This is a genomic window from Paraburkholderia kururiensis JCM 10599 = LMG 19447, from assembly GCF_003986935.1.
Lineage (GTDB): Bacteria > Pseudomonadota > Gammaproteobacteria > Burkholderiales > Burkholderiaceae > Paraburkholderia > Paraburkholderia kururiensis.
The window spans coordinates 199127-218844 of record NZ_RJZE01000006.1 but is presented as its reverse complement, the minus strand read 5'-3'; the positions used below and the strand labels follow the sequence as shown (position 1 = coordinate 218844).

15 protein-coding genes and 1 other RNA gene are annotated in these 19718 nt (G+C 66.1%); 6 read left to right on the top strand and 10 right to left on the bottom strand.

Annotated elements, in window-relative coordinates; genetic code table 11:
* Positions 1–11 precede the first annotated feature (11 nt).
* Together PKKP23_RS09435 and PKKP23_RS09430 are read left to right on the top strand one after the other, a co-directional pair.
* The gene (locus tag PKKP23_RS09435) at positions 12–1769 is read left to right on the top strand and encodes a cation:proton antiporter (RefSeq protein WP_126876693.1); all 1758 of its coding nucleotides are present in this window, start codon (positions 12–14) and stop codon (positions 1767–1769) included.
* Positions 1770–1933: 164 nt separating this feature from the next.
* Complete coding sequence (locus tag PKKP23_RS09430; protein ID WP_126876692.1) at positions 1934–3271, top strand: gamma-glutamyl-gamma-aminobutyrate hydrolase family protein; 1338 nt, start codon at positions 1934–1936, stop codon at positions 3269–3271.
* A gap of 27 nt (positions 3272–3298) precedes the next feature.
* Here the strand turns inward: PKKP23_RS09430 and PKKP23_RS09425 are convergent, their stop codons facing one another.
* Positions 3299–3862, bottom strand: coding sequence for a GNAT family N-acetyltransferase (locus PKKP23_RS09425; protein ID WP_126876691.1), 564 nt, complete (start codon positions 3860–3862; stop codon positions 3299–3301).
* A 344-nt stretch (positions 3863–4206) separates the two neighbouring features.
* Here PKKP23_RS09425 and tcuC point away from each other — a divergent pair, with 344 nt between their 5' ends.
* Positions 4207–5502: an MFS transporter gene (gene tcuC / locus PKKP23_RS09420; protein ID WP_026121385.1), complete on the top strand. Its 1296-nt coding sequence runs from the start codon at positions 4207–4209 to the stop codon at positions 5500–5502.
* A gap of 204 nt (positions 5503–5706) precedes the next feature.
* On the opposite strand, the gene PKKP23_RS09415 is transcribed toward tcuC, so the two are convergent.
* Positions 5707–7647 carry a tetratricopeptide repeat protein gene (locus PKKP23_RS09415; protein WP_126876690.1) on the bottom strand — a complete coding sequence of 647 codons (1941 nt, stop codon included), beginning with the start codon at positions 7645–7647 and terminating at the stop codon, positions 5707–5709.
* 200 nt (positions 7648–7847) lie between these two features.
* Here PKKP23_RS09415 and PKKP23_RS09410 point away from each other — a divergent pair, with 200 nt between their 5' ends.
* A complete protein-coding gene (locus tag PKKP23_RS09410) occupies positions 7848–9638 on the top strand; it encodes an FAD-dependent monooxygenase (RefSeq protein ID WP_126876689.1) in 1791 nt (596 codons plus the stop codon).
* 39 nt (positions 9639–9677) lie between these two features.
* Here PKKP23_RS09410 and PKKP23_RS09405 read toward each other — a convergent pair whose 3' ends face one another.
* The 4 genes from PKKP23_RS09405 to PKKP23_RS09390 are packed head-to-tail and all read right to left on the bottom strand — an operon-like array spanning position 9678 to position 15055.
* Positions 9678–9911 (bottom strand): formate dehydrogenase subunit delta, encoded by a 234-nt coding sequence (locus tag PKKP23_RS09405; RefSeq protein ID WP_017774566.1) that lies wholly within the window; start codon positions 9909–9911, stop codon positions 9678–9680.
* A 4-nt stretch (positions 9912–9915) separates the two neighbouring features.
* Positions 9916–12897: a formate dehydrogenase subunit alpha gene (fdhF, locus tag PKKP23_RS09400; RefSeq protein ID WP_126876688.1), complete on the bottom strand. Its 2982-nt coding sequence runs from the start codon at positions 12895–12897 to the stop codon at positions 9916–9918.
* A 14-nt stretch (positions 12898–12911) separates the two neighbouring features.
* Positions 12912–14477 carry an NADH-ubiquinone oxidoreductase-F iron-sulfur binding region domain-containing protein gene (locus PKKP23_RS09395; RefSeq protein WP_126876687.1) on the bottom strand — a complete coding sequence of 522 codons (1566 nt, stop codon included), beginning with the start codon at positions 14475–14477 and terminating at the stop codon, positions 12912–12914.
* Entirely contained in the window at positions 14474–15055 is a 582-nt protein-coding gene (locus PKKP23_RS09390; protein WP_420873206.1) for an NAD(P)H-dependent oxidoreductase subunit E, read from the bottom strand. Before PKKP23_RS09390 ends, PKKP23_RS09395 begins: the two co-directional genes overlap by 4 nt.
* A gap of 93 nt (positions 15056–15148) precedes the next feature.
* Between PKKP23_RS09390 and PKKP23_RS09385 the strand changes: the two genes are divergently transcribed.
* Together PKKP23_RS09385 and PKKP23_RS09380 are read left to right on the top strand one after the other, a co-directional pair.
* Positions 15149–16249 carry a substrate-binding domain-containing protein gene (locus tag PKKP23_RS09385; protein ID WP_017774570.1) on the top strand — a complete coding sequence of 367 codons (1101 nt, stop codon included), beginning with the start codon at positions 15149–15151 and terminating at the stop codon, positions 16247–16249.
* A 109-nt stretch (positions 16250–16358) separates the two neighbouring features.
* Complete coding sequence (locus PKKP23_RS09380; RefSeq protein ID WP_017774571.1) at positions 16359–16622, top strand: hypothetical protein; 264 nt, start codon at positions 16359–16361, stop codon at positions 16620–16622.
* Positions 16623–16699: 77 nt separating this feature from the next.
* Here PKKP23_RS09380 and ssrA read toward each other — a convergent pair.
* From ssrA to ompA, 4 genes are all read right to left on the bottom strand, one after another.
* Positions 16700–17056, bottom strand: a transfer-messenger RNA (tmRNA) gene (ssrA, locus tag PKKP23_RS09375).
* A gap of 109 nt (positions 17057–17165) precedes the next feature.
* Positions 17166–17879, bottom strand: a complete 714-nt coding sequence (gph, locus tag PKKP23_RS09370; protein ID WP_017774572.1) for a phosphoglycolate phosphatase — start codon at positions 17877–17879, stop codon at positions 17166–17168.
* A gap of 32 nt (positions 17880–17911) precedes the next feature.
* Complete coding sequence (gene ubiG, locus PKKP23_RS09365) at positions 17912–18610, bottom strand: bifunctional 2-polyprenyl-6-hydroxyphenol methylase/3-demethylubiquinol 3-O-methyltransferase UbiG (RefSeq protein WP_126876685.1); 699 nt, start codon at positions 18608–18610, stop codon at positions 17912–17914.
* A 214-nt stretch (positions 18611–18824) separates the two neighbouring features.
* A complete protein-coding gene (gene ompA, locus PKKP23_RS09360; RefSeq protein ID WP_026121386.1) occupies positions 18825–19475 on the bottom strand; it encodes an outer membrane protein OmpA in 651 nt (216 codons plus the stop codon).
* Between the last annotated feature and the right edge of the window lie 243 nt (positions 19476–19718).

Here is a 19718-nt window from a genome sequence, read left to right as displayed (position 1 = left end):
GAATCGTCTTCATGCACCACGGCATCGGCTTCATTCAGGACCTGGCGGTCGTGATGGTGCTCGCAGGTATCGTCACCGTGCTGTTCCATCGCCTGAGGCAGCCGGTGGTGCTCGGGTACATCGCGGCCGGCGTGATCATCGGCCCGTACACGCCGCCGTTCCAGCTGATTCACGACGAACAGACCATCCAGACGCTCGGTGAGCTTGGCGTGGTGTTCCTGATGTTCTCGCTCGGCCTCGAATTCAGCCTGCGCAAGCTCTTTCGTGTGGGCGCGACGGCCGTGGTGGCCGCGCTCTCCGAAATCGTGCTGATGCTGTGGATCGGCTTCGAGATTGGCCGCGCGTTCGGCTGGAGTCCGATGGACTCGCTCTTTCTGGGCGCCATTCTTGCCATTTCGTCCACGACGATCATCGTCAAGGCGCTCTCCGAACTCGGCCTCAAGCGCGAAAGCTTCGCGCAGCTCGTGTTCGGCATTCTGATCGTCGAGGACATTCTCGGCATCGCGATGCTCGTGCTGCTTTCGGGCATCGCTCAGACGGGGCAGCTTTCGGCGGGCATCGCCTTCGTCACGCTCGGCAAGCTGCTGCTCTTCATGACCGTTTCGCTGGTGGCGGGCATTCTCGTTGTGCCGCGCGCGCTCGCCTACGTGGCGCGCACGGGTAGCGACGAGATGCTGCTGGTCGCCGTGCTCGGCTTCTGCTTCGGCTTTTGCCTGCTCGTCGTGAAGCTCGACTACAGCATCGCGCTGGGTGCCTTTCTGATCGGCGCGATCATGGCCGAGTCACGCCATCTGCATCGCATCGAGCATCTCATCGCGCCGCTGCGCGACGCGTTTTCGGCCATCTTCTTCGTGACCATCGGGCTGATGCTCAATCCGCTCGTGCTCGTGGACTACGCGCTGCCCATCGCGACGATCACGGCGGCGGTGATTCTCGGCAAACTGGTGTCGTGCGGACTCGGCACTTTTCTCGCGGGCAAGGACGGCCGCACGGCGATGCGCGTGGGCATGACCGTTTCGCAGATCGGCGAGTTCTCGTTCATCATCGCCTCGCTCGGGCTCACGCTGAAGGTGACGAGCGCGTTCCTTTACCCCGTGGCGGTATCGGTCTCCGCGCTCACGACGCTCACCACGCCTTATCTGATCCGCGTGGCCGACCCGCTCTCGCGGCGTGTGGCGAACGCGATGCCGCCTACGCTCGCGAACGTCTTCGGCCTGTACGGCCAGTGGTTGCGCAGTCTGCGGCCGGCCAGCGGCGAGCCGACGGTGCTCGGCATGACGGGGCCGATCGTCGTACAGATCGCCGTGAATCTCGCGCTCGTTGCCGCGATCTTTCTTGGCGTGTCGTACAGCGCGCCCTGGACGAGCGGCTTGCTCGCCAACTGGCTCGGCGAGGAGTCGATGCGGCGCGTGGTGCTCTGGAGCGGGGCGCTCGTGCTCTCCATGCCGTTTCTCGTCGCGGTGTGGCGCAAGGCGACGTCGCTTGCGATGCTGCTCGCCGAGGTGAGCGTGCAGCCGGCCACGGCGGGGCGCTTCACGGGCGCGATCCGACAGACGATTGCGCAACTCGTGCCGGTGGTGTCGATGATCGGGGTGTTCCTGCTGGTGGCGGCGCTCTCGGGCGCCATCCTGCCGCCCGTGGGGCTGCTCGCAGCGGTGCTTGTCTGCGCGGCGCTCTTGATGGCGGTGCTCTGGCGCTGGTGCGTGAAGATTCACGCGAGCATGCAGATCGCCTTCAAGGAAACGCTCAACGAGCAGCCGGACCCGTGAAATGCGCGACGCGGCCGGCGCGGCAGAAGGGGCATGACGGAATGGGCACGACGAAGGGCCGCGAAGATGGGGCACGAAGGGCCGGTTTGCCGCGCGGCGACGTGCTGGCGGATAATCGCGCTATGTCCACCCGTTTGCGTGCGGCGCGCGCCTGACCCGAAGTCATGAGCGAAAACAATCCTCTTCCCACCGGTCTTGCCGGTTCCCCTTCCGCTTCTTCCACCGAACTTCCTGGCGCGTCGAATATGGCGAGCACGCCGACCGCGGCCGCCGCGCGTCCAACGCCGCCAGAAGAGGCGCCGGGCAAGGACGCCTCCGCGGCGGAGCGTGCGTCCACCGATGCCCCCTCCAGTGCCTCGACCGTAACGACCACGGAGCAGAAAGCGCCGCAAGGCGCGGCGCAGCGGGCCACCGCCCAGGCGGAAGCGGCTGCGGCGCAAGCTGCACAGGCCGAAGCCGCGCGGGCGTCGTCGTCTTCCGTCGATGCTGCTGCCTCGGCCTCATCGACTTCATCCAGCCAGGCATCCGGCTCACGGCCCGGCACCGCGCCGGCCGGTTTCGGCCAGGCGCCCGACTTCACCGCGCAGAATCCGCCGCCGCCTGGCGCCTTGCCGCCCGGCGCGCCGCGCTACCTGCACCAGAACGATTCGGCGTGGTCGGTGTTCGGGCGCATCATCGCGGCCCGCGCGCGGCAGATTTTCGACCGCGCCGGGCAGCGCATCACGCAGCGCACGCTGCGCATCGGCGTGTCGGCGCGCATCTTCCACCCTGAGCCGGGGGCGGTCGGCCTGCGGGGCAAGACGCTGCAGTATCTGGAGGAATCCATCGCGCACTGGGTGATGTCGCGTGACGTGCTGGTGTTCATGATCCCGACAGTCGGTCATCAGGGCATGTTGCACCCGAGCAACATCCGCCTGCGCGACTACGCGAAGCATCTCGACGGGCTGCTGTTGCAGGGCGGTGCGGACGTCTCGCCGCAAACCTATGCCGACGGCGCCGCGCGGCCCGAATGGCCCGGCGACCGCGTGCGCGACATGTACGAACTGGAGCTGCTGCACGAATTCGTCGAGTCGGGCAAGCCGGTGCTGGGCGTGTGCCGCGGCTGCCAGCTGATCAACGTCGCGTTCGGCGGCACGCTCTACCAGGACATCGCGACGGACGTGCCGACCGCGGGCGTCCACGTGAGCGAGCATTACGACCAGCATCGCCACGCCATCCATTTTCCGGAGGGCTCCACGCTCTCGCACATGTTCCCGGGCCGGCGCGAGGCTATCGTCAACTCGATTCACCATCAGGCCGTGAAGACGCTGGGCCGCGACCTGAACGTGGAGGCGGTCTCGGCGGGCGATGGCCTGATCGAAGCCGTGCGCTACCGGCGCGCGCCGTTCGTGGTGGGCGTGCAGTGGCACCCCGAATTTCACCGCGCGGGCGGACCGGAACTGCTCGACTGCACGCCGCTGCTCGATACCTTCCTGCGAGTGGCGCGCGAAACGCGGTTCTAGCGCCTCGCCTCGCTGTGGCGGCTGCGCTCAGCCCTGCGCGTGGAGCCGGTAGACGTAACGCAGCGCGGTGATGTCGATGCCGCCCATCTTGTCCGGTTCGGCGCCCGAGTATTGCCAGCCCTGGCTTTCGTAGAACGCGATGGCCGGGGCATTTCCTTCCAGCACGTATAGGTAGAGCTGCGTCTCGCCCTGTTCGCGTGCCCAGTCTTTCGCTGCGCGCATCATCAGCTTGCCGGCGCCCATGCCTTGCCATGCCGGCATCGCGTGAAGGTTGTCGAGCAGCACGCCCCATGGCGAGCCGATCTGCCGCTCCACGCACATGAAGCCCACCGGTTCGTGCGGCGCGCGCTCGGCGATCTGCACGAGCCGCCGCTCTTCGCCCGGCGCTTCGAGCCGCGCGCGCCAATAGGCCGCACGGTCATTGCTCACTTCGGTATCGAGGAACGTGTCGGGCAGCAGCCCGCGATAGGTGGCCTGCCAGCTCACCGCATGCATGGCGGCGATGAGCGGGGCGTCGGCGGGTGTCGCGGTACGCAGGGACAACGTGAGCGGGGTAAGCGGGGCAGGCGTGGCGGAGCGGTCGGCGTGCATCGGGCTGCATCGAAAACGGAGGGGAGGGTAGAGTGTACTGCCACCTTCCGTCGCCTTCTGCCGCGTTTGCGGCGGGCGGCGTACGCGAAAGATAGGCAGGGCGCGGCGGCTCGCCTCATGGTGCCAGGCGGCGCGTGGTTCGACGAGGCGCAGCCGGATGCTCGCTGGATCAGGTTTAACCCTGATATCGACGCCTCGACGAGCCGCGCATAATGGCCCGCCCCAGCGCGATAAGGGTAGACCCTATCAGGGATATCCCGAGGCGTCCCGCTCCGGCGCGGCGCCCCAGTCGTCAACTCAGAGCCGTGCGGCCGTGCCGCGCGGCGCGCTATTCAGAGAGTGTCATGTCTACTGCGTCCCACGCATCGCCCAACGAGTCGAAAGCCCGGACTGTGTTCCGCGTCGTCAGCGGCAACTTCCTGGAAATGTACGACTTCATGGTCTACGGCTATTACGCATCGGCGATTGCCAAGACCTATTTCCCGAGCGGCAACGCCTTCGCTTCGCTCATGCTGTCGCTCTCCGTGTTCGGCGCCGGCTTTCTGATGCGACCCATCGGCGCCATCGTGCTCGGCGCCTACATCGACCATCACGGCCGCCGCAAGGGCCTCATTCTCACGCTCGCGCTGATGGCGCTCGGCACGCTCACCGTGGCCGCGATTCCGGGCTATGCGACGATCGGCGCGCTCGCGCCCGTGCTCGTGCTCGCGGGACGCCTGCTGCAGGGCTTCTCGGCCGGTGTCGAGCTGGGCGGCGTCTCGGTGTATCTCTCGGAGATCGCGACCAAGGGCAACAAGGGCTTCTATACGTCGTGGCAGTCGGGCAGCCAGCAGGTGGCGGTGGTGTTCGCCGCGCTGATCGGCGTGTTCCTGAACCGCCTGCTGCCCGCCGAGGAAATGACAGCCTGGGGCTGGCGCGTGCCGTTCCTGATCGGCTGCCTGATCGTGCCGTTCCTGTTCCTGATTCGCCGCTCGCTCAAGGAAACCGATGAGTTTCTCGCGAAAAAGCATCGTCCGTCGATGAGCGAGATCCTGAGGTCGATGGCGCAGAACTGGGGCGTTGTGCTGGCGGGCATGGGCATGGTGATCATGACTACCGTGTCGTTCTACATGATTACGGCCTACACGCCGACCTTCGGCAAGGAAGTGCTCAAGCTCTCCGCCATCGACACGCTCGTCGTGACGGTCTGCATCGGTCTGTCGAACCTGATCTGGCTGCCGCTTTCGGGCGCACTGTCGGACCGTATCGGGCGGCGTCCCGTGCTGATCGCCTTCACGGTTCTCACGATTCTCACGGCGTACCCGGCGGTGCAGTGGCTCGTGGCCGATCCGTCGTTCGGCCGCCTGCTCGCGGTCGAAATGTGGCTCTCGTTCCTGTACGGCAGCTACAACGGCGCGATGGTGGTGGCGCTCACCGAGGTGATGCCGTCCGACGTGCGCACCGCGGGTTTTTCGCTCGCGTACAGCCTTGCGACGACCATTGGCGGCTTCACGCCCGCCATCTCGACGCTGCTCATTCACGTGAGCGGCAACAAGGCAGCGCCGGGCGCATGGATGGGCGTGGCCGCGATCTGCGGGCTCATCGCGACGCTCGTGCTCTATCGCACGCCCGAAGCGCGCAATCAGTACAAGACGGCATGAATGCTGTGGCGGCCCGCTGCCCCGTGGATGTTCAGGCGCGGTGACGAAGGCTGCGACGCGGCGTAGCGGTGAAAGCCGCGAGGGTTAAAGCCGCGAGCCCTCAAAGCAACAGCCCCGCACTCGATTCGCGAGTGCGGGGCTGTTGTGTTTTTATGGCTTGCTGCACGGGCCGTTCAGGGCTAATCGGACGATGAAGCCGAACTGCTAGCCGTGTCGCAGCGCCGCAGCCACCCGCTCCACCACGCTTGCCCAATCTCCCGGCTGCGGCTGACGAACGAGCGTGGCCGCCGGATACCAGGGGCTTTCGTCTGTGCCCGTGAACCAGCGCCAGTCGGCGGCGAACGGCAGCATCACCCAGAGCGGTTTGCCGAGCGCGCCGGCCAGGTGCGCAATCGACGTGTCGATGGTGACCACGGCATCGAGCCGTTCGATGATCGCGGCCGTATCCGCGAAGTCCGCAATGCGATGACCGATACGGTGGATCGTGCCGGCGCGCGGATGGGCGTCGAGCGAGGCCTGTTCCGCGGCGCTGAGGTCGGGCTGCAGCACGAGCCAGTCGATGCCCGGAAGCGCGAAGAGCGGCTCCAGCGCGGCGAGCGGCATCGTGCGGTTCTCGTGCTTCTGGATGCGGCCCGACCACGCGAGCCCGATCTTGCGCTTCGCCTGGCCGCCGAGCGAGCCGCGCCACTTGCGCCGGTACGCGGCTGGCGCCGCGAGGTAGGGCGTGCGTGAAGGCATCGTGTCGAAGGTCATGCCGAGCGCGAGCGGCAAGCTGAGCAGCGGACAGTGCAGGTCCGCCGCCGGACGCGGGCCGCATTGCGAGCCATCGGCGTTGCGTGCGAGGTTGCGTGCGACCAGCGTGATGCGCCAGGCTTCGGCTGCGGGCGCGATCAGCGGCATCAGTTCCGGCTGCACTTCGAGCACGATGCGCCCCACGCGCTGGGCCACAAGCGGAATGAAGCGCACGAACTGCAGCGTATCGCCGAAACCCTGCTCGGCCTGGATCAGCAGCGTGCGGCCCGCAGCCGGCTCGCCTTGCCAGCGCGGCAGCGCCGGTGTACGGGGCGATGGCGTGAGCGCTGCGGCATCTGCCGCGCCGGTTGCCGTCGGGTCGACGGCGAATGCGCCGTGCGCGAGCGCATCGAGCCGCCATTCGTACTCGGGCAGGCCGCGTGCGAAGTCGCGCAGCGTAAGCCACGTGAGCGCGCGATTCAGGTGGGCGGCGGCGAGATCGGGGCGCAGGCGCAGCGCTTCGTCGAACGCGCGCAAGGCAGCGGCGTGCCGACCAAGCGCATGGTGTGCTGTACCGAGCGCGAGCCACGCGAGCGCGAATTTCGGATCGTGACCGATGGCGCGCTCGAAGCGGGCTACCGCTTCCTCGTGCCGGCCCAACCCGGCAAGCGCATTGCCGAGTGCGAAGAGCGCAGGGGGCAGGTACGGTTGCTGCGCAAGAACGGTCTCGAAGGCGTCGATAGCCTCTTCGTGACGGCCGAGCGCGTCGAGCGTATTGCCCAGGTTGAACTGGGCAGCGGTGAACTGCGGTTCGGCTTTGAGCGCCTCGCGAAATTGCAGCAGCGCTTCGTCGGTGCGTTCCAGCGCGTTGAGCGCCATGCCGAGGTTGTTGTGCGCGCCGGCATGCCGGGGCCGCAACGCGAGCGTGCGTTTAAACGCTTCGATCGCTTCTTCGTGACGGCCGAGCGCATGCAGGGCATTGCCGAGATTGTTGCTGGCGGAGGCATCGTCGGGCTGCAGCCGCAGCGCGCGATCGAACGCGTGCGCCGCGTCTTCGTGGCGGCCCAGCGCAGCGTAGGCGTTGCCGAGGTTGTAGTGGGCGAGCGCGAAAGTGGGCGCGAGCGTGAGGGCGTTGCGAAAGCGCTCGATCGCGCGATCGATCTGCCCCATCGCCTTGAGCGCGTTGCCCAGGTTCAGTTGCAGCGCAGCGTCTTCGGGGCGCAGGTCCACGGCGCGGCCCACGAGATCCGCGGCCTCGGCGTGCTGCCCCTGCTGGTGACGCAGCACGCCGAGCAGGTGCAGCGCATCGACGTGCACGGGGTTGGCGTCGAGCGTCGCGCGGTAGCCGCGCTCGGCATCGTCGAGCCGGCCGTCGCGGTGGGCCGCGTAGGCGCGGGCAAAAACCTGTTCCATGACGGTCGGGGAAGGCCTGCAAAAACAAAACGCCGCATTTTCCCACATTCGCCGCGGCGTTCTACGCGCCCCGAATTTGATGCGCTGCGATGCGAGGGCCGCTGCGCGAAGTTGTCGCGTGTTGTCACGCGAAGTTGTGAACGACAGCGAAATGGGGCGGCGTACACTAACCGGCATGTCGACCTTCGGAGGTTCGATGCATGGCTGCCGTTTCTGACCTGCAGCCGGTGCTCGTCGTCGGCGCCGGCCCGACGGGGCTCGCCGCTGCGATGAGCCTTGCGCGCGCGCACATTCCCGTGCGTCTGATCGACCGCGCGCCCGAGCCCGCCCGGCATTCCCGCGCCATCGGCATTCAGGCCCGCACGCTCGAACTCTTCGAGCAGCATCGCGTGGTCGAGCCGTTTCTCGAACTCGGTCATCGCGCTCGGGTGGCCAACCTCTACTCGAACGGGCAGCGCCGCGCGCGGCTCGATTTCGATCCGCTGCAAACCCGCTATCCGTATCTGCTGTTTCTGGACCAGACGGTGACGGAGCGCATTCTCGCCGCGCATCTGGAATCGTTCGGCGTGAAGGTGGAGCGCGGCGTGGAACTCGTGGAGTTTTCGCAGGGATCGGCCGGCGTGCACGCCACGTTGCGGCGCACCGACGGCCATACCGAAACGCTGCGGCCTTCCTATCTCGTCGCCGCGGACGGCGCGCACAGCACGATTCGCCATCGGCTCGGCATGAGCTTCGTGGGCAAGGCTTTCGAGCAGACTTTCCTGCTCGCCGACGTGAGCGCCGAAACGGAATGGCCCGATGACGAGTTCCATCTCTTCGCGTCAGGCGAAGGTCTTGTCGGCCTGTTTCCGCTCGGCAAGGGCTGGTACCGGCTGATTGCCGATCACACGCCGGCGGGGATGCCGACTGCGAAGGGCGAGGAAGCGGATGCCAGCGGGCACGTGCCGGATGGCGGGGCCGCGGCTGCGCCCTCTCTCGACGAGTGCCGGGCCGTGGTCGAACGGCGCGTGCATCACGTGGTGATGCTCTCCGAACTCTCGTGGTCTTCGAACTTCCATGTGAACAGCCGCATGGTGGAGCAATTGCGCGTGAACCGCGTGTTTCTTGCCGGAGACGCCGCGCACGTACACAGTCCGGCCGGCGCACAGGGCATGAACACGGGCATCCAGGAGGCGTTCAATCTGGGCTGGAAGATTGCGCGCGTGCTCGCGCACGGCGCGCCGGACCGGTTGCTCGACACCTATCACATGGAACGGCATCCGATCGAGCGCGACGTGCTGCGGCAGACGAGCTTCGTCACGCAGTTGGTCGGCGCGGAGCACGGGCCGCTCAAGCTGCTGCGCGAGCGCGTGATGCCGCTGCTCGCTGCGTTCGGCCCGCTGCGTGACGCGGCGCGCGCCACGGTCAGCGAGCTTGCGATCCAGTACCGGCGCAGCCCGCTCACGCTGGAGCGCGTGCTGGACGGCGGACCGCGAGCCGGCGAACGGGCGCCCGACGCGCTCGTTCACGTCGTTGACGGTCCGCTAGGCAAGGCGCCCGGCAAGGGCTGCATTTTCGACCTGCACGATCCCGGCTGCTTTTCGCTGTTCGTGCTCGTGGAACGGGAGGCGGAAGCAGCGGAAGCGGCGGATGCGCTGGACGTGGCCACAGAGTCTGCGCCGGCAGTTACGGCCATGAACGAGCGCCTCACGCTCGCCGCAGCGAACGGTGGCGATGGCGACAAAGACGACCTCACGCGCCTCGTCTCCGCCGTGGAAGGGCTGCTCGGCGAAGCCGTGCGCATCTGGCGCGTGACGGACACCGAAGGCGAGGGCGCGGCGCCCCTCGTGGAGTCGTATGGCCGCACGCGGCCGGCGTTCTACCTCGTGCGGCCCGACGGCTATATCGCAGCGCGCGGCCGCCCCGCGTCGGACCTCAATGCGCTGCTGCGCCACTGCGAGGCCTGGTTTGTGCGCGGTGCGGACGAGACCGGCGCCGCGGCGCAGGGCTGATCTTGCGACAGCCGACCACGGTCGGCCGACCGCAACCCTTTAGGCCGCAACGGGCGTCAACTGCTCGCGATACTTCGTGAGCGCGTTGCTCACGATCTCCGACATGCCGGGCGTGCCGGCGTCGAAAGCTGCATACAACGCACGCCGCATGCGCGGTTCCCAGAAGCGGCGGATGTGATCGGCAACGCTGGCCGTGGCTTCTTCCCGGTCCGGCATCGATTCGAAGAAGCTGCCGATCTGGTTCGCCATCTCGATCAGGTGGTGTTGATCCATTGCGTCACTTCCCTGCGGTCACGGATTCGGTCGCACCGGCCGCGCTTCGCTGCCGCAACAGTTCGAGCTGCTCGGCGTTGAAGCGCGAGTAATCGCGCTGCCACTGCGACGGCTGCTGCACGAGGTTCACCTGCACCGCGGTCACCTTGTACTCGGGGCAGTTGGTGGCCCAGTCGGAGCTGTCCGTCGTGATAACGTTCGCGCCCGACTCGGGGAAGTGGAACGTGGTGTACACCACGCCCGGCTGCACGCGGTCCGTCACCTTCGCGCGCAGCACGGTCTGCCCCGCGCGCGATTCGATGCCCACCCAGTCGCCGTGACGAATGCCGCGCTCCTCGGCGTCGTGCGGATGGATCTCGAGGCGGTCTTCCTCGTGCCAGCGCGAGTTCTCGGTTCGACGGGTCTGCGCGCCCACGTTGTATTGCGTGAGGATGCGGCCCGTGGTGAGCAGCAGCGGATACTTGCGCGTGACCTTTTCCGGCGAGGCGATGAACTTCGTGATGACGAAACGGCCCTTGCCGCGCACGAACGTATCGACGTGCATGGTCGGCGTGCCTTCGGGCGCTTCCTCGTTGCACGGCCACTGGATGCTGCCGAACTGGTCGAGCTTCGCGTACGAGACGCCGTGGAAGGTGGGCGTGAGTGCCGCGATCTCGTCCATGATCTCGGACGGGCTCGCGTAGTCCATCTCGTAGCCGAGCGCCCGCGAGAGCAGCAGCGTCACTTCCCAGTCCGCGTAGCCCGCGAGCGGCGGCATCACCTTGCGCACGGGCGAGATGCGGCGCTCGGCGTTGGTGAACGTACCGTCCTTTTCGAGGAACGACGAACCCGGCAGGAACACGTGCGCGTACTTGGCCGTCTCGTTGAGGAAAATGTCCTGCACGACGATGCATTCCATCGACGAAAGCGCCGCCGCCACGTGCTGCGTGTTCGGGTCCGACTGCACGATGTCTTCGCCCTGGCAGTAGAGGCCCTTGAAGCTGCCGTCCAGCGCGGCGTCGAACATGTTCGGAATGCGCAGGCCGGGTTCGGGCTGCAGCGTGACGTTCCAGGCGTCCTCGAACAGCGCGCGCACCTTTTCGTCGCTGATATGGCGGTAGCCCGGCAGTTCGTGCGGGAACGAGCCCATGTCGCACGAGCCCTGCACGTTGTTCTGGCCACGCAGCGGATTCACGCCCACGCCTTCGCGGCCGATGTTGCCGGTGGCCATCGCGAGGTTCGCAATGCCCATCACCATCGTGGAGCCTTGCGCGTGTTCGGTCACGCCGAGGCCGTAGTAAATGGCCGAGCGTCCCGCGGGCATGCCGGGCGCGCTGCCACCGCGCGCGTAGAGGCGCGCCGCTTCGCGTACCTGGTCGGCGGGCACGCCGGTGACGTCGGCGGTGGCTTCCGGCGAGTTTTCCGGCAGCGCGACGAACGTGCGCCATTGTTCGAACGCACGCGGCTCGCAGCGCTCGGCCACGAACGCTTCGTTGAGCAACCCTTCCGTCACGATCACGTGCGCGAGCGCATTGACGATGGCGACGTTGGTGCCCGGGCGCAGTTGCAGGTGATACGAAGCCTGCACGTGCGGCGTATCGACGATGTCGATGCGCCGCGGGTCGATCACGACCAGCTTCGCGCCTTCACGTACGCGGCGCTTCAGGCGCGAGCCGAACACGGGGTGACCGTCGGTGGGATTCGCGCCGATCACGACGATCACGTCCGCGTGCTCCACCGAAGCGAAGGTCTGCGTGCCCGCCGATTCGCCCAGCGTCGTCTTCAGGCCATAGCCCGTCGGCGAGTGGCACACGCGTGCGCAGGTATCCACATTGTTGTTGCCGAAGGCCGCGCGCACGAGCTTCTGCACGAGGTACGTTTCCTCGTTCGTGCAACGCGACGACGTGATGCCGCCAATGGAGTCGCGGCCGTGCTTGTCCTGAATGCGGCGGAACTCGGAAGCTGCGTAGCGGATCGCTTCGTCCCAGCTGACTTCGCGCCACGGGTCCGTGATCTTTGCGCGGATCATCGGCTTCGTGATGCGGTCCTTGTGCGTGGCGTAGCCCCAGGCGAAGCGGCCCTTCACGCAGGCGTGGCCTTCGTTGGCCTCGCCGTTCTTGTACGGCACCATCCGCACGACCTGCGAGCCTTTCATCTCGGCCTTGAACGAGCAGCCCACGCCGCAATACGCGCAAGTCGTGATGACCGAATGCTCGCCCTGACCCAGCAGCGTCACGCTCTTTTCCTGCAGCGTTGCGGTGGGGCATGCGGCCACGCACGCACCGCACGACACGCATTCGGAGTCCATGAACGGCTGGCTTTCGCTCGCCGCCACACGCGACTCGAAACCGCGGCCGGCGATGGTGAGCGCGAACGTGCCTTGCGTCTCTTCGCACGCGCGCACGCAGCGGTTACAGACGATGCACTTCGACGGGTCGTAGGTGAAGTACGGGTTCGATTCGTCTTTCGTGTCGCGCAGGTGGTTCGCGCCGTCGAAGCCGTAGCGCACTTCGCGCAGGCCCGTCACGCCCGCCATGTCCTGCAGCTCGCAGTCACCGTTCGCCGGGCACGTGAGGCAGTCGAGCGGGTGATCGGAGATGTACAGCTCCATCACGTTGCGGCGCAGCTTTTGCAGGCGATCGCTTTGCGTGCGCACCTTCATGCCTGCTTCGACAGGCGTCGTGCACGAGGCCGGATAACCGCGCCGGCCCTCGATTTCCACGAGACACAGGCGGCACGAGCCGAACGGTTCGAGCGAATCGGTGGCGCAGAGCTTCGGCACGTTGACACCCGCCTCGATCGAGGCGCGCATCACCGACGTGCCTGCCGGCACCGTGACGCTCTTGCCGTCGATTTCGAGCGTCACGTCCACGTCGGCGTGACGCAGCGGCGTGCCGTAGTCGGTGTCGTCGAACGGATTGCGGGCGGCGCGTTGCTGCGCCTGCGACTTGCAGCTGCAGTTGCCTGAACCGCAACCGCCCGTGCTGGAATTGAGCGCGTCTGACATCCTTGTCTCCATCGTCAGGCCGCCGCCGCAGCAGGACGCTGCGACGCGGTGTCGAGACCGAAATCTTCGGGGAAATGCTCGAGTGCGGAGATCACCGGGTACGGCGTCATGCCGCCCATGGCGCACAGCGAGCCGGACACCATCGTGTCGCAGAGGTCGCGCAGCAGTTCGACCTGCTTCGGCGAGCGATCGCCGTTGCGAATGCGCGCAATGACCTCGACGCCGCGCGTGGAACCGATGCGGCACGGCGTGCATTTGCCGCACGATTCGATGGCGCAGAAGTGCATGGCGTATTGCGCGAGTTCGGCGAGGTTCGACGTGTCGTCGTGCACGACGAGCCCGCCGTGACCCACCACCGCACCCACGGCCGCGTAGGCTTCGTAGTCGACCGGAATGTCCCACTGGCTCTCGGGCAGATAGGTGCCGAGCGGGCCACCCACCTGTACGGCGCGTGCGGGCCGGCCGCTTGCCGTGCCGCCGCCGTAGTCGTAGAGCAGCTCGCGCAGCGTCACGCCGAATGCGAGCTCGACGAGTCCGCCCTGGCGCACGTTGCCGGCCAGCTGGAACGGCAGCGTGCCGCGCGAGCGGCCCATGCCGTAGTCGCGATACGCCGCGGCCCCGCGCGCGAAGATGATGGGCACGGTGGCGAGCGTGATGACGTTGTTGATTACCGTCGGCTTGCCGAACAGGCCCGCGAGGGCGGGCAGCGGCGGCTTGGCGCGCACGATGCCGCGCTTGCCTTCGAGCGATTCGAGTAGCGCGGTTTCCTCGCCGCACACATAGGAGCCGGCGCCCTTGGCGACATACAGATCGAAACGCCGGCCGCTGCCGAGTACGTTGTCGCCCAGCCAACCGGCATCGCGCGCCTTTTCGATGGCGGTTTCGAGCACCGCGATGGAATGCGGATACTCGCTGCGCACGTAGATGTAGCCGATCGTCGCGCCTGCCACGATGCCCGCGATGGTCATGCCTTCGATCAGCACGAACGGGTCGCTTTCCATGACGAGGCGGTCGGAGAAGGTGCCCGAGTCGCCTTCGTCGGCGTTACAGACCACGTACTTCTGGTCGGCTTGGGCGCCGAGCACCGTGCGCCATTTGATGCCGGCCGGGAAGGCGGCGCCGCCGCGTCCGCGCAGGCCCGATTCGATGAGCGCTTCGCAGGCATCCGCGGGCGTCATGGCAATGGCGTGACGCAGACCGTCGAGGCCGCCATGGGCCACGTAGTCTTCCGGCGAGAGCGGGTCTGTAATGCCGATGCGGGCGAATGTGAGCCGCTGCTGGCGCTTCAGATACGGAATCTCGTCGACGATGCCCACGTGGCGCGCGTGCTCGCTACCTTCCAGAAAGCCCGCGTCGAACAGCGAGCCGACGTCGCTTTCCTCGACGTTCGAGTAGCCCACGCGACCGCGCGGCGTTTCCACTTCCACAAGCGGTTCGAGATAGAGCAGGCCGCGCGATCCGTTGCGCACCAGCTCTACGGCGACGCCGCGGGCCGCGGCTTCGCGGACGATCGCGGCGGCAACGGCATCGGCGCCCAGTGCGAGTGCCGACGAGTCGCGGGGAACGTAGACGCGCGTCATGCCGGCTCCTTCGTGTGGGTTTTCGTCTCGCTCCTCGCTTCGCCCTTCGCCTCGCGTTCAGCCGCTTCAGTGGCGGCGGCGAGGAGCGTATCGAATTTCTGCGGCGTGACTTTGGCGTGGAGCGTGCCGTTCACGGTCATCGCAGGAGACAGCGCGCATTGGCCGAGGCAATAGACCGATTCGAGCGCGACCGTGCCGTTGTGCCCCGTGTCGTGGCCCTGATCGAAACGGCAACCGGTGCGTGCCTCCATGTGCTGCGCGAGCGCTTCCGTCCCCATGCTGCGGCACGCCTCGGCACGGCACAGCTGCACGGTGACCGGCGCGGCAGGCGAGGTACGGAAGTGGTGATAGTAGGTCAGGACGCCGTGCACTTCGGCGCGCGACAGGTTCAGCGCGCGCGCAAGCGGTGTGACCACGGCGGGCGGCACGAAGCCGGCTTCGTCCTGAATGGCGTGCAGCACGGCCACGAGCGACCGGCCAGGCTGCGCATGGCGCCGGACGAGATCGTCGGGCGCGAGGGAGGGTGTCTCGTCCAAAGTGGGGCTCCTCGGAAAGTCATATATGCACTTGCCCTTCATAAGGCGCGCACGTATGCTTTCTTATCTCATAAACGTTTAGCCGAACAATAGGCCGCTGCCATGACTTGCGCAATAGGAAACCGGATTGCATAAATGATCCAGATAAAGTGCCATGCCGAGCTGGTGGTGCGCGACGTAGACGGCCGCGAAGCGAGCCTCACCGACGTGGTGCCGTTGCTCGCGCTCGTCGATGAAACGGGGAGCATCGCGCAGGCGGCGGAACGGCGGGGGCTCTCGTATCGCCACGCCTGGGGTTTGCTGCGCGCGCTCGAGGAGCGTCTGGGCGGCGCCCTGATCGCGAAGGAGCGTGGTCGCGGCTCGCAACTCTCGGCGCTCGGCGAGGCGGTATTGCGGGCGCAGCGGCTGTGCGTGGAGCGGCTGGACGGGAATATGCAGGCGCTCGCGAGCGAAGTGGCAAGCGACCTGAACCGCTGGCTCTCGCCGCCGTCGCTGAACGTGCGCATCTACGCGTCGCACGGCTATGCGGTAGCGGCGCTCGTGACGGCACTCGTCGCGTCGGATTTGCCGGTTGATATCAAGTACCGCGACAGCGCCGACGCGATTGCCGCCCTCGCGCGCGGCGAGTGCGATCTGGCCGGCTTTCACCTGCCGCGCGGCGAGTTTCGCGACGCGTGCGCCGCGGTCTACCGGCGTTGGCTCGATCCAGACCGCCACGTGTTGATTCATCTGACGCGCCGCAAGCAGGGCCTCTTTCTCGCACGAGGTAATCCGAAGCGGATCGGGTCGCTGCGCGATCTGTCCCGCGACGACATTCGCTTCGTCAACCGGCAGCCCGGCTCGGGCACGCGCATGCTGCTCGATCTCGCGCTCACGCGCATCGGTATCGATCCGGAACGCGTGAACGGCTATGCGTCGGCGGAACTCACGCATTCGGCCATTGCGGCGTTTGTCGCGAGCGGCATGGCGGATGTTGGCTTTGGCGTCGAGCCGGCCGCACATCATTTCGGACTCGACTTCATTCCCGTGGTGGACGAGGACTATTACTTCGCCTGCGAGCGCGCGCGCCTCGCGCGCGAGCCGCTCGCCGCCGTGGTCGCTTTGCTGCGCAGCGAAGCGTTTCATGCCAGCGTGGCCGGATTGCAGGGCTACGACCCGCGCGCATGCGGCACCGTGGTGGGTCTGGAAGAAGGGCTCGCGGTGGCCTCCGCCGATGATTCCGGTAAGACGCAGTAACGCGAGGCAAGAGGCGGCGCGACGCAAGCACGCTGCAACAGGCCGTCGTTTTTGCGATACTTTGCGCTACGTTTTGCTTTCTGCCGCGCGACCGCCGCGCCCATCCGACATGAAATTTCTGCTCAACGCATGCGTGGCCGCCGCGACGGCCGGTACGCTCTTCGCCACCGTTTCGATTGCCTTTGCCCAGAACTCGCCTGGTGTGCCGGGCGGCATCCTGCAGGACGAGTTTCGTTTGCAGGAGCATCCGCAGATGCAATTCGCGGCATCGGCGCCCTCGAAGAAATACCAGAAAGGCGCGCCCTCGAAGATGCGTCGTCGCGGTGACGATGGCGATCCGAATGGCTGCAACCTGCAGTGTCCGCAGGATTGAACAGGCAACAAAAAACCCCGAGGGCGTTCAGCCGTCGGGGTTTTTTGCTATCCGTGTCCAGATGCTCGAAGGTGTCTTGGTGGAGCCGGCGGGAATCGAACCCGCGTCCGCAAGTAGTCCACAACCAGTTCTACATACTTAGTTCAGTCATTTGATTTAACCGCACCGACGCGGACGAACACGCTTCGTTACGGCGAGTCACTTGATTTTCGGCCCCGGCGCCGTGACATCGCTGAGGATTATCTGACGTGAATGACCTCGCTGGTCTTGCGACCCTGACCCGTCAGCGAGTCAGTGCGAGGTTGGCGGGGTTAAGCCGCCAATGCGTACGTTTCGTCGTTCGCAGTTACTTAAGTCCCATTGATTTACGAGGTGACGGGTCCTCGGTATGCCCTGAGCTGCTTCATTACCCACGTCGAAACCAGGTCGGCCCCAAGTGGAACAAGCATTATCCCATAGAAGCGGATGTTGGGCTAACTGACGGGGTTTCAAGAGGTGGGGTTTCAAGAGGTCGCTTCGAAGAAGCGACTGAAGAGACGCCCCTCAGCTGATGTCGCGCAGGAGCAGACGCAGCTGGGCCGTGGATTCGACGACGTGCTGCGCATGCCAGTGGGAGGGGGGCAGGTCGTCGCCACAATAGCCGTAGGCCGCCGCGACGGTAACCATGCCGGCCGCAAACCCTGCCTGGACATCCCGCAGATCGTCGCCGACATAGACGACGCGCTCCGGCTCCATGTCGAGCGCCTTCGCGGCATGGAGCAGCGGGGCGGGATGCGGTTTGGAGTGCGGTGTGGTGTCGCCGCTGACCACGCAGCTCGCGCGTTCTTCGAGACCGAGCAGCGCAACAAGCGGTTCGGTGAGCCGTGTGACCTTGTTCGTCACGATGCCCCAGCGCACGCCGCGCGCATCCAGCTCGTCGAGCACCGTATCGATGCCCGGGAAGAGCGTCGTTTCGATGCACAGGTCGGCCTCGTAGTTGGCGAGGAATTCTTCGCGCAAAGTGGCGTAATCGTGATGATCGGGCCCGATACCAAACGCGCCGCCGATTAGACCGCGTGCACCCGCCGACGCAAGCGGCCGCAGCTTGTCGAGCGGCACCATTTCCAGGCCGCGTTCGTGTCGCATGCGGTTCACAGCAGCAGCGAGGTCAGGCGCCGTGTCGGCAAGGGTGCCGTCCAGATCGAACAGCACAGCCTGACAGAGACGGATGGAGGCGTCGTCGTTTTCGCGCTGGGGCAGGGGCGTCGGGTCGCTCATGAACGTGGTTTTGGCGTGCGAACGGTAGAGGCTCAGGCCTCGCGCCGGCAGGCGAGCAGGTAGTTGACGCTGGTATCGTCCGACAGCGCGAAATGCTTGCTGATCGGGTGGTAGACAATGCCTTTGATGTCGGCCGTGTTCAGCCTGGCGGCGCGCACGAAGCCGGCGAGTTCGGACGGACGGATGAAGCGCGCGTAGTCATGCGTGCCCCGCGGCAGCATGCGGGCGATGTATTCGGCACCGACCACGGCAAGCAGATACGACTTCACGTTGCGGTTGAGCGTGGAGAAGAACAACCAGCCGCCTGGTTTGACGAGCGCTGCGCAGGCCGCGACGATCGCCGCCGGCTCCGGCACGTGCTCGAGCATTTCCATGCAGGTCACGACGTCGTACGAGGCCGGCTCGCGGGCCGCAAGCGCTTCGGCGGCAATCTCCTCGTATTCGACCGTGACGCCGCTTTCCAGGCTATGCAGGTCGGCGACGCCGAGTGCCTCGTGGGAAAGGTCGATGCCCTTGACGTTCGCGCCAAGCCCGGCCATGGATTCGGACAGGATGCCGCCGCCGCAGCCAATGTCGAGCACGCGCTTGCCTGCAAGATGCGCGTGCGCGTCGATCCAGTCGAGCCGCACCGGATTCAGCTCGTGCAGCGGCTTGAACTCGGCATTCGGGTCCCACCAACGATGCGCGAGATCGCTGAATTTCTGCAGTTCGTGGGGATCGGCGTTGGTCATGGGTCGGACGGCCTTGATTGGGGCGCGCGGAGCGGGGAACGGGGATAAACCCGGAGTATATAGGCGGCGTGCCATGGCGGCAAAATGCAGCACTTCCGGATTGCGCGCGGTCAGCTGTCGCGCGGGCGACGCAGGACGGAGCCACTTTGGGCGAGCGCCAGACGAAAAAAAGCCCCGCCGAAGCGGGGCTTTGGATGCTGCGGTAACTTGCTGCTTACTGCTTCGAAGTACCGACAACTTCGACTTCCACGCGACGATCCGGTGCGAGGCAGGCGATGAGTTGCTTGCGGTTCTTCTGGTTGCAGCCCGTCGTGACCGGGTTACGCTTGCCCTTGCCTTCCGTGTAGATACGGTTGGCGTCGATGCCCTTGCTGACCAGGTATGCCTTCACAGCTTGAGCGCGGCGCAGCGACAGACGGTCGTTGTACTTGTCCGAACCGATGCGGTCCGTGTAGCCCGTTGCAACGACCACTTCGAGGTTCAGGCCCTGGATCTTCGATGCGAGCTCGTCAAGCTTTTGCTTGCCGGCCGGCTTCAGGACAGCCTTGTCGAAGTCGAACAGCGTGTCGGCTTGATACGTGATCTTCTGGCTCGTGATGGGAGCCGGTGCCGGCGGTTGAGCGACCGGCGGTTGCGGTGCCTGGGCGACCAGTGCGCCGTCGCACTTTGCGTTAGCCGTTGCCGGCGTCCAGAACGCATCGCGCCAGCAAAGCTCGTTCGTGCCGTTCATCCACACGTATTCGCCGGTGCCGTTCACCCAGTTGTCATTCGTGGCTTGTCGCGACGCCGGCACGGACTGTGCCGAAGCGGATGCAGCCATAACTGCGGTAGCTGCAATGAACGCGAGCTTTGAAAGTTTATTCATATTTCTCCTCTCGAAATTGAGATTACCGCAGGTTTACTGCGAGCCTGATGACGAAGACAAGTCATACATTGCTCGAAGTATAACATCGGTGCGTTGTGAGCGACGCTTTGTATAGACTTCGAGCAGCGTCTGACTTTGTGCGTTGGCATTTTGCCATATCGTTCCCGTCCGACGATAAAAAAAGCCGCCCCTCCTGGTAGCCCGGTTCCAATTGTGGTGCATGCGCAACAAAAGGCCGCCCGG

Excerpts from the sequence above, each read along its gene's own strand:
- PKKP23_RS09435 (WP_126876693.1), top strand. The coding sequence starts at position 12 with ATGCACCACGGCATCGGCTTCATTCAGGACCTGGCGGTCGTGATGGTG.
- PKKP23_RS09430 (WP_126876692.1), top strand. The coding sequence starts at position 1,934 with ATGAGCGAAAACAATCCTCTTCCCACCGGTCTTGCCGGTTCCCCTTCC.
- PKKP23_RS09425 (WP_126876691.1), bottom strand. The coding sequence starts at position 3,862 with ATGCACGCCGACCGCTCCGCCACGCCTGCCCCGCTTACCCCGCTCACG.
- tcuC (WP_026121385.1), top strand. The coding sequence starts at position 4,207 with ATGTCTACTGCGTCCCACGCATCGCCCAACGAGTCGAAAGCCCGGACT.
- PKKP23_RS09415 (WP_126876690.1), bottom strand. The coding sequence starts at position 7,647 with ATGGAACAGGTTTTTGCCCGCGCCTACGCGGCCCACCGCGACGGCCGG.
- PKKP23_RS09410 (WP_126876689.1), top strand. The coding sequence starts at position 7,848 with ATGGCTGCCGTTTCTGACCTGCAGCCGGTGCTCGTCGTCGGCGCCGGC.
- PKKP23_RS09405 (WP_017774566.1), bottom strand. The coding sequence starts at position 9,911 with ATGGATCAACACCACCTGATCGAGATGGCGAACCAGATCGGCAGCTTC.
- fdhF (WP_126876688.1), bottom strand. The coding sequence starts at position 12,897 with ATGTCAGACGCGCTCAATTCCAGCACGGGCGGTTGCGGTTCAGGCAAC.
- PKKP23_RS09395 (WP_126876687.1), bottom strand. The coding sequence starts at position 14,477 with ATGACGCGCGTCTACGTTCCCCGCGACTCGTCGGCACTCGCACTGGGC.
- PKKP23_RS09390 (WP_420873206.1), bottom strand. The coding sequence starts at position 15,055 with ATGAAGGGCAAGTGCATATATGACTTTCCGAGGAGCCCCACTTTGGAC.
- PKKP23_RS09385 (WP_017774570.1), top strand. The coding sequence starts at position 15,149 with ATGATCCAGATAAAGTGCCATGCCGAGCTGGTGGTGCGCGACGTAGAC.
- PKKP23_RS09380 (WP_017774571.1), top strand. The coding sequence starts at position 16,359 with ATGAAATTTCTGCTCAACGCATGCGTGGCCGCCGCGACGGCCGGTACG.
- gph (WP_017774572.1), bottom strand. The coding sequence starts at position 17,879 with ATGAGCGACCCGACGCCCCTGCCCCAGCGCGAAAACGACGACGCCTCC.
- ubiG (WP_126876685.1), bottom strand. The coding sequence starts at position 18,610 with ATGACCAACGCCGATCCCCACGAACTGCAGAAATTCAGCGATCTCGCG.
- ompA (WP_026121386.1), bottom strand. The coding sequence starts at position 19,475 with ATGAATAAACTTTCAAAGCTCGCGTTCATTGCAGCTACCGCAGTTATG.